The organism is Psychrobacter pacificensis (genome assembly GCF_018336615.1).
GTDB lineage: Bacteria > Pseudomonadota > Gammaproteobacteria > Pseudomonadales > Moraxellaceae > Psychrobacter > Psychrobacter pacificensis.
The window spans coordinates 2280462-2292884 of record NZ_CP048752.1 but is presented as its reverse complement, the minus strand read 5'-3'; the positions used below and the strand labels follow the sequence as shown (position 1 = coordinate 2292884).

General features: G+C 45.4%; 7 protein-coding genes and 2 tRNA genes. 2 read left to right on the top strand and 7 right to left on the bottom strand.

Annotated elements, in window-relative coordinates; genetic code table 11:
- The first annotated feature begins 134 nt into the window (after nt 1–134).
- Together GYK50_RS09595 and GYK50_RS09590 are read left to right on the top strand one after the other, a co-directional pair.
- Nucleotides 135–2222: a catalase gene (locus GYK50_RS09595; RefSeq protein ID WP_212563805.1), complete on the top strand. Its 2088-nt coding sequence runs from the start codon at nt 135–137 to the stop codon at nt 2220–2222.
- Nucleotides 2223–2476: 254 nt separating this feature from the next.
- A complete protein-coding gene (locus GYK50_RS09590) occupies nt 2477–3265 on the top strand; it encodes an MBL fold metallo-hydrolase (RefSeq protein WP_212563804.1) in 789 nt (262 codons plus the stop codon).
- Nucleotides 3266–3339: 74 nt separating this feature from the next.
- Here GYK50_RS09590 and GYK50_RS09585 read toward each other — a convergent pair.
- From GYK50_RS09585 to leuS, 7 genes are all read right to left on the bottom strand, one after another.
- Nucleotides 3340–3415 (bottom strand) — tRNA-Lys (locus GYK50_RS09585).
- 202 nt (nt 3416–3617) lie between these two features.
- Nucleotides 3618–3693, bottom strand: a tRNA-Lys gene (locus GYK50_RS09580).
- A 194-nt stretch (nt 3694–3887) separates the two neighbouring features.
- Nucleotides 3888–5837, bottom strand: a complete 1950-nt coding sequence (locus tag GYK50_RS09575) for a MacB family efflux pump subunit (protein ID WP_284719809.1) — start codon at nt 5835–5837, stop codon at nt 3888–3890.
- Between the two features lie 250 nt (nt 5838–6087).
- Nucleotides 6088–7407: an efflux RND transporter periplasmic adaptor subunit gene (locus tag GYK50_RS09570; protein ID WP_212563802.1), complete on the bottom strand. Its 1320-nt coding sequence runs from the start codon at nt 7405–7407 to the stop codon at nt 6088–6090.
- Between the two features lie 279 nt (nt 7408–7686).
- The gene (holA, locus tag GYK50_RS09565) at nt 7687–8772 is read right to left on the bottom strand and encodes a DNA polymerase III subunit delta (protein WP_212563801.1); all 1086 of its coding nucleotides are present in this window, start codon (nt 8770–8772) and stop codon (nt 7687–7689) included.
- Nucleotides 8773–8933: 161 nt separating this feature from the next.
- Nucleotides 8934–9647 (bottom strand): LPS-assembly lipoprotein LptE, encoded by a 714-nt coding sequence (locus GYK50_RS09560; protein WP_286708278.1) that lies wholly within the window; start codon nt 9645–9647, stop codon nt 8934–8936.
- A 50-nt stretch (nt 9648–9697) separates the two neighbouring features.
- Nucleotides 9698–12385 (bottom strand): leucine--tRNA ligase, encoded by a 2688-nt coding sequence (leuS, locus tag GYK50_RS09555; RefSeq protein ID WP_212563800.1) that lies wholly within the window; start codon nt 12383–12385, stop codon nt 9698–9700.
- Between the last annotated feature and the right edge of the window lie 38 nt (nt 12386–12423).

Below are 12423 nucleotides of genomic sequence, written 5' to 3'. Positions count from 1 at the left end.
TAATTGGTCATGCAGCATCACAGACAGATAATCGACAGATGAAGTCAGTATTATCCCAAAGGATACAACACCTGTGTAAGCACATTTTTAATGGTCTTAGAAGAGACTATTTTACTCATTAGATAGGATGTTTTATGAATAATAATATCGATCATACCGACCCAGCCAAAGACATGAATACTGAACGCGGCAATGGGGGCGAAACCCATCAGCGCGCAGGTGATGACACCAAAGTATTGACTACCCAACAAGGCGTGGCTATCAGCGACAATCAAAACTCATTAAAAGCAGGCGCACGTGGTCCTACGCTATTAGAAGATTTTGTACTACGTGAAAAGATCAACCACTTTGACCATGAGCGTATTCCTGAGCGTATTGTCCATGCGCGTGGTAGTGCGGCGCATGGTTATTTTGAATTAACTGAATCGTTAGAAGAGTATACAACAGCTAAAATACTAACTGAGACCGGTAAGCAGACTCCTGTATTTACCCGCTTCTCAACAGTTGCTGGTAATAAAGGCTCAAAGGATACGCCCCGTGACGTACGCGGATTTGCAGTCAAGATGTACACAGAAGAAGGTAATTGGGATTTAGTCGGTAATAATATGCCTATCTTCTTTATTCAAGATGCTATTAAGTTTCCTGATCTCATTCATGCAGTCAAGCCGGAGCCGGATCGCGGGTTTCCGCAAGCGGCATCTGCCCACGATACCTTTTGGGACTTTGTCTCGCTAAGCCCAGAGACGATGCATAACCTGATTTGGCTGATGAGTGATCGTGCATTGCCGCGTAGCTTTAGCATGATGGAAGGTTTTGGTATTCATACCTACCGTTTGCTCAACAAAGAAGGTAAGAGTACTTTCTTCCGTTATCATTGGAAACCAGTAGCAGGTGTACAGTCGCTTATTTGGGATGAAGCGGTAAAAATATCTGGTGCTGACCCTGATTATAACCGCCGTGACATGTATGAAGCGATTGAAAATGGTATGTATTTTGAGTGGGAGCTTGGTGTACAGCTCTTTACCGAAGAAGAGGCCAATGAGTTTCCATTTGACCACTTAGATGCCACTAAGCTGATTCCAGAAGAGCTAGTGCCAGTTAAAATCATCGGTAAAATGGTACTGAACCGTAATCCAGATAATTTCTTTGCAGAAACTGAGCAGGTAGCCTTCTGTCCATCGCATATACCACCTGGTATCGACTTTAGTAACGATCCCTTATTACAAGGCCGTCTATTTAGTTATTTAGATACTCAGTTGTCACGATTGGGCTCACCAAACTTTGTTCAGATTCCTATCAATGCGCCAAAATGCCCGTTTGCCAACAACCAGCAAGACGGTCATATGCAAATGCAAGTGCCTAAGACTCGTGTGCTTTATGAGCCTCAAAGTCTAGATCTAGACCGTCCACGTGAAAGTCCTCAAAAAGGTTTTAACTCGTTTCATGAAAAACTGGACGATGGCGTAAAAGGTCGTATCCGTGCTGAGAGCTTCGCTGATCACTATAGTCAGCCACGTATGTTCTATCGTAGCCAAACCCCAGCTGAGCAGGCACATATTGCGACGGCCTACGCATTTGAGCTGGGCAAAGTAGATACTCCTCATGTACGTACCCGTATGCTCAGTCACCTTATCAATATTGATGAAGATCTAGCTAATCGTGTTGCCAATGCCTTAGGTATGGAGCTACCAGAAGCGGCAGAACCAGCAGCACCAGTACAAGATATGGACACCTCTAAGCCTCTGCAAACGATTGGTCGTACGCCTAAATCACTAAAAGGCCGTTTGGTTGGTATCTTAGTAGCTGAAGGATCAAACCATGAGCAAGTTAAGAATTTTGAAGATGCTATTAACGCTCAAGGCGGTATGGTCAAAATTGTTGCTCCTAGCAAAGAAGTCAAGCTTGACGACAATACGCGTATCCAAGCAGATGAGCGTGTTGCTGGTGCACCATCAGTATTCTTCGATGCGGTAGTGAGTATCATTATGCCGGATCAAGCTAAGAAACTGGCGGAGGATAGCTCAACGCTAGATTGGTTCACTGATGCTTATGTACACTGTAAAGCCATTGCTTATTGCGGTGCAACGGATGAGTTTATCTTAAGTAAACTTCCTGTAGAAAAAGATGAGTTTGTCACACCGCTCGCTAAGCTTGACAGCTTTGTAGAAAATGCAAAATCTCGTCTATGGGAGCGTGAGCCTAAGGTTCGTGACCTTGCATAGTAGATAGCGTAATTGATGGGATAAGCTTTAAATCTATAAAGTAAATGCTTAATGTAGAAGACCCAGCCTAAGCGCTGGGTTTTTTGCGTTTTTACTGGAAGTATAAACGTCGTCATTAATGATGTTACGCATTATGCGACTATTATCAACCGTATCTATAGTCACAAGCGTTCACTGAAAACGATTTGTTTTGTATTGATTATCGCTATACTAAAAATACAAAGACACTAGGATCAAATGATCAGGGATGATAAATGAGTTCGTGTGAGATTGTACGCTTAGAGGGGTATATCCAAAGTAGCTACCTTGCGGTATATCCAGATAAGATAATGCTACTAGACGGCTGCTGCCGTGCCGATGTGCCAATGGTACTTGGGTATATCAAAGATACTCTAAATAGGCCGATAACAGACCTAAAAGTGGTGGTGGTCACCCATATGCATCCGGATCATGCGGGCGGTGCGCGCAAGTTTCGCCAAGAGACTGGCTGCCGCATTATCTCTGCTGATAAGAAAAGTCAGTGGTACGGCGGTATTGGTGGACGAGCGATGCATTTTGTCGATATGAATCTTGCGTACTATGTGGCGCGGCGGCAAGGTCGCCCATTCAAAAGTCTGTACTATTCGGCAAGCCTAAAGCCAGACATCACCGTCACCGATGGTGATATTGTACCAAGGTTTGATGAGTGGCAAGTGTTAGAGACGCCAGGGCATACCGATCGTGATCTGTCTTTATTTCATTTGCCCAGTCGTCAGGTATATACGGCTGATCTCATCATCAAATTGCGCCATAAGTTTGTGGCGCCATTTCCTGTCTATGATCCCAAGGCTTATAAGCAATCGTTAAAAAAAATCAGAGATTTAAAACCATCAATGGTAATGATGGCACATGGTCGAGAGCGTGCAATGAGTGAGGTAGAGTTTGATGCGTTCATCGACCAAGCCCCCAAATACCCGCGCACCATCAAAGATACGATCAGACATAAACTGCTATGGCGTAAGAAAGGCAGCTTCCGACTTTTTAAACGGCGACATCATAAGTAGATATAAAATAAAGGATAGAAAGTGCAGCCGAAAAAAAGCCCAGTTACTATCATAGTAACTGGGCTTTTCAAATATGGTGGGCTGTCCGCGACTCGAACGCGGGACCAATTGATTAAAAGTCAACTGCTCTACCAACTGAGCTAACAGCCCTGAGAAGCGTATAAAAATGACACTGCAATTTTAGCTTCGCAAGAGAATATTCTTTAAATAGAATTTTCTAAAAGTTATGCTAACAATAAATGTATATTATTGCCAACAAGAGTAATTCATTTAAAAAAGAGCTTTTTAAACTTAACTTTATTAAACAACTACCGGATAGGGTAGAACGATGAATAAAGGTTAAACTAAAATATGGTGGGCTGTCCGCGACTCGAACGCGGGACCAATTGATTAAAAGTCAACTGCTCTACCAACTGAGCTAACAGCCCTAACGTTTAAAGTGTTTGTATCCCTAAACGTGAGAGCACATTATATATATAATTCTGACAATTACAACCCCACAGGATAAAAAAAGTGTAATTCTCTTATAAAATTGCCAATTTATTCCAGTTTCTTTAAATTTTTGCCATTATATCGATATTGACTGCTCTATTTTTGGCTAAAGCGAGTCAATACTCAATTATTAGTCTCGAGAAAGCGCCTCAACAGGATCTAGTTTGGCAGCATTACGTGCTGGCAAGAATCCAAATACTACGCCAATCAATGTCGAGCAAACAAATGCGGCAATAATAGAAGTCGGTGAGTAGATGACTTTGAAACTGTCACCGCCCACACTATTAATCAGCTCACCAATGGCAAATGCCATTCCAATACCAATCAGTCCCCCTAGGATACAGACTAGAACGGCCTCAATGAGAAATTGCTGCATGATGTCGCTTTGACGCGCACCTACTGCCATACGAACACCAATCTCATTAGTGCGCTCGGTGACAGAGACTAGCATGATGTTCATGACCCCAATACCACCAACAATCAACGAAATAACTGCAACTGATGAGATAAGTAGGGTCATCGTACCTGTCGTTGACTCAATGGTTTGACGGATAGAGTCTGAATTTCGTAGCTCAAAGTCATCTTTGCCATGGCGACTTTCTATCAAGTCAGAGATGGCCGTCTCTGCGGCACTAGAAGAGATACTATCATCTAACAACGCCACAAAGCGGTCGATATTGGTACTACCGGTGACGCGCGACATCACTGTCGTATAAGGCATATAGATAGTAGGCGTCGTTACACTGGGACCAAAGCCACCATCGCTCTCTTCAAGTACGCCAATCACGCGTCCAGGCACACTACCAACCAATATTACCTCGCCAACAGGGTTATCAATGTCTGAGAAAAAGGTCTGTTTAGCGTTGTCATCGATGATGATATCTTGACTACGTAATGTAATGCTTTTTGCATCAAACCCTTGGCCCAGTGCTAATGTCTCACCAGTGACGGTTAGATAGTCTTCACCAACGCCATTGACGGTAGCATCCTCCTGTATATTACGATAGCGGACACTAGAGCTGGCATTTACCTGAGGGCTGACGCTGATAATATAGGGCTGATTGCCGACCGCCTCTGCATCTTCTGGTGTCAAATTGTCATCATTATAGCGGCGTCTAGGATCGCCTCTAGGGTAGCCATCATTGACAGTAATGGTATTGGTACCTAACGAGCTGATATTGGCAAGGATTTGCTGCTGAGAGCCTTGTCCAAGACCTACGATAGATACGACTGCGGCAATACCGATAATAATGCCGAGCATCGTTAGTAGAGTACGCATCTTATGCGCGCGCATGGCAAGCAAAGACATTTTGAAAGCTTCAAGCAGTCGATCAATAAAACTACCAAAGGCACTTTTGCGATGCTCGCCAAGGATAGATTCTGGTTTTTTGTCTGTATGCTTATAATGCTCAGTTTGATAGTCAGCGATGACATGGCCATCTTTGAGCTCAATCACACGCTCTGCTTGTGCTGCTAGTTTTGGATCATGAGTGACCATGATAATGGTATGACCTTGTGCGCTGAGGTCATGCAAAATCGCCATGACATCTTCGCCAGACTTACTGTCTAGGGCACCAGTTGGCTCATCTGCTAAGATAACATCGCCACCATTCATCAGTGCACGAGCGACAGAAACACGCTGCTGCTGTCCACCTGAGAGCTGATTGGGACGATTGTTGACCTTATTGCCAAGGCCGAGGTCAGTTAGTAGCTTCTCAGCACGATTGGTGCGTGCCTCGGTATCCATGCCCGCATACACGGCAGGGACGGCGACGTTGTCTTTGGCACTGATATCACCAAGCAAATGATAGCGCTGAAAAATAAAACCAAAGTGCTCACGGCGCAGTTCTGCTAGCTGATCGGCATCAAGCTTACGGGCGGATTGACCATAAATCTTATAGTCACCAGCAGTGGCTTGATCTAGACAACCTAAGATATTCATCAAAGTGGACTTACCAGAGCCTGACTGTCCAATGATAGCGACCATCTCACCTTGGTGAATCGTCAGATTGATATCATGCAAGACGCGAATGGTTTGCTCACCAGCAGGGAACTCTCTGATAATGCCAGATAGTTCCATAATGGGCTTGCCTGATGCAGAGTGGTTAGCGGTATTGGTTTTTGCTGAGTTGTTTGAGCGATTAGCAGAAGTGTGTGACCCTAAGTTTTGAGCCGTGCTACTTTCAGAGCTATCTTCAGTCGACGGTTTAGGAGATTGAGATATAGTCATAGCAATGTCTTTAATAAAGGCTAATAAGCGTTATAGTGTTGTTATGAAAGGGCTGCTATGTTTAGCAAGCCTTTCTTACTCAACATAGTCAAAGCACAAGTTACATTCGAGGTCCACCAGGTACGCGGCCGCTATCTGATTTCTTACCGCTCTCTTCACTGATGATTACTTCTTCCCCTTCTTTCAAACCACTTAAGATTTGCGCATTTACTCGGTTATCAATACCGACTTCTACAGTACGCTCTTCTACGGTTCCGTCATCTTTTAATACACGTACAAACTTGCCCGTTGTTGATTTGCCTTTCTCTTTAGCTCGCTTTTCTTGTATCACTGTTGATGGTACTAATAGAGTGTTTTTGGCTTCGTTGACGATGATATATATCTGTGCCGTCATATCGATTCGGAACAAGCGGTCAGGGTTTGGTACTTCTACGTAGCCGATGTAATAGATAGCAGCGTCTGTCGAGCTGGTGCTACTGATCTGCTCTGGGGCAGGTTCGATAGCGGTTAATGTCGCATCATACTGTTTGTCTGGATTACCGATAATATTGAAATAAGCAGGCATACCAGCACTGACGTTAATGACATCAGCTTCTGAGATTTGCGCGTTGATACGTACGGTCGATAAATCTGCTAACGTCACCAATGTGGGCGCCGTTTGGTTAGCATTGACCGTAGTACCTTGCTCAGTCGTAATAGAAACGACTGTACCTGATATTGGTGCACGAATCGTGGTATAGCTTAGATCTTCTTCAGCAGTACTGACGTTAGTTCGTGATTTGCGTAATGCTGCTTGCTGACTGTTGATATTGGCTTCTGTGGTCGCAATCGCGGCTTTAGCTGTGTCGATAGCCGCACGTGCATTGGCAACGGCTGCTTTTGCAGTCTCGACACTGGTCGCCTGCGTGTCATATTCTTGTTGTGAGATAGCATCGATAGCGACTAAGTCTTGCAAACGGGCAAAATCAGACTGTGCTTGTTTGAGCTCAGATTGGCGGCTAGCAAGATCGGAATAGGCACTTTTTAGTGCTGCCTGTTTGCTGAGCGACTCTGCTTGCGCGCTTTGTAGCGCGGCTTCACTTTGCTCAAGGCTGGCTTGTTCGTTGCTCAGGTTGTTTTTTTGGGTCACTTGGTCAATCTGTGCGATCAAATCGCCTTGCTTGACTTCATCACCGACTTCAACGTACAGGCGTTTTACCTCGCCAGATACCTGCGCGCCGACATCAACGGTATTTAACGCTTTTACTTTACCAGACGCCATGACATTGTTTTCAATATCACCGACTTCAACGGTTGCGGTTAAATAGTTAGGTGTGGTTTCTTCTGGTTTTAAAAAAGTATAGGCCAAAGCCCCTAATGCTACGATAATTAAGGTGATGACACCCCATTTAATAGCAGATTTTCTGCTTATTTTGCGCATGACAACAATCCAATCACAATTAAATCAAGTGTAGATATAGTAGAGACTTCATGTGCGAAAGGGAATGATAATTAGTTTACGAAAGGTTAAGGCCTATGTAGCACAGATAACATGACAGAAAATAAGTGGCTGCTAATGGTGGGATATTAGAAAGAATATATTTAGCAATGGATAAGAAAGAGGTGTGTTTTAGAAAATCTTTTCAGTAGGATGACTTTGACAAAAAAGTAATAGAAAGGGGAAAAAATAGAAAGGCATGCCCAATCATTAGCGACTCGTCTATCGCATCGCAAACAAACGCTTACCAGCTAGCTCCAATGCTGCTTGCAATAACAGCTCCCATGCTGGTTGGCGAATAAGGCCTTTGATGGCTTGGTCACAGCGATAGAGCAGAGCAGGCCATTCGCTCGTTTGTTCTTTTGACTGACGGCGGCACGCTTGTTGGTATAACCCTTGCTTACTACGCCAAATGCCTAATGCTTGAGGGTCTTGACCATCCAGCAGTTGCATAATTTGACGCATGTCTTTGCTAATAGCCCAGAGTACTAAAGTAGTAGGCTCATCGGTCGATTTTAGCTGAAACATAATTTTGGCAACCTGCGTGCTATTACCTGCAAGCATCGCATCAGACAAATCAAACACGCTAAATTGCGCGTCGCTGACTAAGGCTGCTTGTAAGTCTGCAATATCCAATGCCACATTATTTACCGGCTGTGTAAAACTATTATAGTGCTCGTTATCTTCATTATTATCACTATTGCTAGTAGCTAATTGCGGTGCAAACAGATAAGACAGGCGCCATAGCGTTTGATAAGCACTGAGTAGGTGGTGCTCAGTGTGTGACATAAGAAGTTGCCACGCTTCTTGTGACAGTCGTAATCCAAACTTCTGCGCCTGTATTTGCAACAACTGCTGGCGCTGCTGCTCGTTGTATAAATTGCAATCAATGACAGTGCCGTATTGAGCAAAAGGGGCAAACCACTTGCTGCTCTGACTGCGTTTGTCTTGCTTAGGTGTTAGCCATAATACGCTATGACTGTGCGCACCTGTTTGCGCCTCAACAGCAAAGCGCTCAAGCCCAGCAATAACTGCTTTATCAGGTTTATGATTGCCAGTCACGATTACGGCACTCGCATCATCAAATAGAGACTGGCTGCCAAGCTCTGACAATACTTCTTGCCAACTCTTCACCGATATCAGCTCTATACGTTTGATGGCGTAGTTTTGCGCGCGCCAATGTGGACGCAGCGCATCAATCAGCCATTGACTGAGTAATGGCTCGTCACCATGCGCCAGCCACAAGCCAGCTACCGCAACCGAAGATTGCAGGAGTTTGGGATAAGCTTGTATAAAGGTATTTTGCATAGCGTGGTAGGACACAGGTTGGTAAACAGATGATAGCATTTGTAAAAATATGACGAGCGCTGTCGAACTTGCTTAGCTGACTAAGTTAGTGCGTACGCTCGTTGTTCTTCATACTTAAATGGCTGCAAATGATAGAGCTTAATAACAGTATTTGTTAAAAGTTACTTCTCAGGTACGACGACAACCGTTGGCGTTGCGCCTTTATTCATCAGTACAGACTGCTTGGCAGCAGGTGCAACTTTTGGTAGCGAAATCGCCACATATTGATCCGTGATACGGCGTGCCAAGCTGTCATACAGCCAATCACGAATTTGGTCGCCTTGCTGGTCATCAGTACTGACTGATGCTTCATTGTATTGATAGCTACGCTCGACTTGGATGGGATTGGTAAGCGTGACGGGCTTGCCATTCTCGATCGTCTGGTAGCTGACATCAGCAGAGAGTACCAAGCGAATCTCTGTCAATACACCCACCAACTCGTAACGTTTAAAACGCACGTTACTGATATCGATCGCTGCAATCGGTTTAGCACCAGCTTGTTGATTGCTGCGAATCACATCATCAACTGTCATATTGCCAATGACATCGACACCTAATTTGGTTAGGCGGCGTGTCAATGGCAATTTTAGAGGAAATGAGGTGCGATTGTCTTCGATAATGACGGCTGTTTTGTTGGCATTGAGCAGCATTGGCGAATCATAGCCGCGTAGCTGAAAACCGCAACCACTAAGCCCCGCCGTTGCACCCAATATCGCAAACATGGGTAATGCTGTAAGTATTGCGGTTGCAAGCTTCTTTGTACCAGATCTGTTTGTACCAAAGTGCAGTGCGCTTGGCGTTGGTTGTGATTGCCAAGCTTGATGCTTATATGACATAAACGCTATCCTCATATGATAAAAAGGCTTAGAGCACTAAGCCTAGGCGACTAGCCTGCAACCACGATATTAACCAGCTTGTTGGGTACGACGATTTCTTTTTTGATCTCGCCTGTGATGAACTTTGCCACACTTTCCATCGTGCGGGCTTGCTCTTTTAGTTGCTCAGGATCGCTGTTCGGTGCGACATCCATCTTACCACGCATCTTACCATTGACCTGAACGACCATTGTGATCATGTCCTGTACCAGCGCACTTTCATCAACAGTCGGGTAATCTAAGGTTAAAGTATCAAGGCCGAGCTGCTCAAGCAAATGCTCACCAACGTGCGGCGCATAGACAGACAGCATAATCAGCAGATTGGTCAACGCTTCGTGTTTAACGTGTAGCTCTTGCTCGCTACTGGCGTTAAAGGCAGTCAACTCGTTGGCAAGTTCCATCAGGCTTGATACTGGAGTGTTGAGTGCTAAACGATCACCCAAATCACTATCAATTTTGGCGATGGTTTCGTGCGTCTTACGGCGTAAGTTTTTGGCTTCTTTACTCAGACCCTCTGTGTTCAATGTCGCACCGTTCAGCGTATCAATACTGATATTAGCGGCCGTTAGCGCTTGCATGTGATCATTAGCGATGCGCCATACTTTTTTCACAAAGTTATAAGGGCCTTTTAGCGCGTCATCTGACCATTCAAGCGTCTGATCGGCAGGTGCAGTGAATAGCGTATATAAACGTACCGTGTCCGCACCGTATTTATCAATAGTCAACTGTGGATCGACACCGTTATTTTTTGATTTAGACATTTTTTCGATTTTGCCAATCGTGACTGGCTGACCATCCAGCTTTAAGGTCGCTTTGATCGGCTGTCCACGGTCGTTGTAGTCGATATCGATGTCTTCTGCAAAGTAGTAAGTGGTACTGCCATCCGCGTTGACACGGTAGAAGGTGCCAGCGAGTACCATACCTTGCGTCATTAGGTTGGCAAATGGCTCATCGCCTGTGACCAAGTTTTCATCTCGCATGAGCTTATGGAAGAAGCGCGCATACAACAGATGCATTACTGCATGCTCAACACCGCCCACGTATTGATCGACTGGCAGCCATTTATTGGCAGCAGACTTGTTGACCATGTTTTGTGTGTCAGTTGGGCTAGCAAAGCGGGCGTAATACCAGCTTGACTCTACAAAGGTGTCAAAGGTATCGGTCTCGCGCTCAGCAGGGTTACCACATTTAGGACAAGTGGTATTGACAAACTCTGGTATATTCTTGAGTGGATTACCACGACCATCAGGTACGACGTCGGTTGGCAACACAACGGGCAAATCTTGCTCTTCAACAGGTACCGTACCACAATGCTCACAGTTGATCATTGGGATAGGGCAGCCCCAATAGCGCTGGCGCGACACGCCCCAATCCCGCAGGCGGTATTGGATTTTTTTCTTGGCCAGCGATTTTGGCTCAAGTTTGGCAAGCATGGCATCAAACGCCTGCTCAAAATCTAAACCGTCAAACTCACCTGAATTGACCAGAGTGTTGCGCTCGGTATAAGCAAGATTGACTTCACTATCATTTGCCTTAGCATCCGCTTTTAAATCATCAAAATAGCCATCAGGGGTATTGATGACTTGCTTGATCGGTAGGTTGTACTTCACCGCAAATTCATAATCACGCTCATCGTGAGCAGGCACGGCCATCACTGCACCTGAGCCGTAGCTCATCAGCACGTAGTTGGCGACCCAAACTGGCACTTCTTCGCCAGTTAAAGGATGCGTCACAGTCAGACCTGTGTCCATACCGATTTTTTCGGCTTTGGCGAGATCGGCCTCAGCCACTGAACCTTTTTTGCAAAGGGCACAGAACTGGGCAATCATGTCGTCTTTTTCAGCAGCGTATTGGGCAAGTGGATGCTCTGCGGCAACGGCGACATAAGTCACGCCCATCAAAGTATCAGGACGAGTGGTGAATACATCTAAGGTGTTTTCTTCGCCAGCAATCTCATAAGGGAAATGTACTTCCATACCGGCACTACGACCAATCCAGTTGCGCTGCATGGTCAATACTTCAGAGGGCCAATGACCTTCTAGTTGATCCAAATCGTCGAGCAATTCATCGGCATAGTCAGTGATGTTGAAGTAATACATGGGGATGTCGCGTTTTTCGACTGCCGCACCACTACGCCAGCCTTTGCCATCAATGACTTGCTCGTTTGCTAAGACAGTATTGTCAACGGGATCCCAGTTGACCGTCGATAGCTTTTTGTACACTAGGCCTTTTTTGTACAACTGCAAGAATAGCCACTGCTCCCACTGATAGTATTCAGGGCTACAAGTGGCAAACTCGCGTGACCAATCAATAGACAGGCCAAGTAGTTTTAGCTGCGCGCGCATATTGTCGATGTTGGCAAACGTCCACGCAGCAGGTGGCGTTTGGTTGGCAATCGCGGCGTTCTCAGCTGGCAAGCCAAAACCATCCCAGCCCATTGGCTGCATGACCTCATACCCTTTTAGGCGGTAATAACGGCTTAAGACGTCAGAAATCGTATAGTTACGTACGTGGCCCATATGCAGCTTGCCGCTTGGGTAAGGGAACATCGACAGCATGTAACGACTTGGTTTGTCGCTTGGCTCATTGCTGACTTCAAAGCGCTTGTCAGTGGCCCATTTGGTCTGCTGCGCAGCTTCGATCGCTTGCGGGTTATAATGATGGTTGTCGGTTTGGTCTGCTGTCACGGCGTTGCTCATAGTCGGCTCGAAATTGGTTGATACTGATTTATTTAAGA

Excerpts from the sequence above, each read along its gene's own strand:
- leuS (WP_212563800.1), bottom strand. The coding sequence starts at position 12,385 with ATGAGCAACGCCGTGACAGCAGACCAAACCGACAACCATCATTATAAC.
- GYK50_RS09590 (WP_212563804.1), top strand. The coding sequence starts at position 2,477 with ATGAGTTCGTGTGAGATTGTACGCTTAGAGGGGTATATCCAAAGTAGC.
- GYK50_RS09595 (WP_212563805.1), top strand. The coding sequence starts at position 135 with ATGAATAATAATATCGATCATACCGACCCAGCCAAAGACATGAATACT.
- GYK50_RS09575 (WP_284719809.1), bottom strand. The coding sequence starts at position 5,837 with ATGGAACTATCTGGCATTATCAGAGAGTTCCCTGCTGGTGAGCAAACC.
- holA (WP_212563801.1), bottom strand. The coding sequence starts at position 8,772 with ATGCAAAATACCTTTATACAAGCTTATCCCAAACTCCTGCAATCTTCG.
- GYK50_RS09560 (WP_286708278.1), bottom strand. The coding sequence starts at position 9,647 with ATGTCATATAAGCATCAAGCTTGGCAATCACAACCAACGCCAAGCGCA.
- GYK50_RS09570 (WP_212563802.1), bottom strand. The coding sequence starts at position 7,407 with ATGCGCAAAATAAGCAGAAAATCTGCTATTAAATGGGGTGTCATCACC.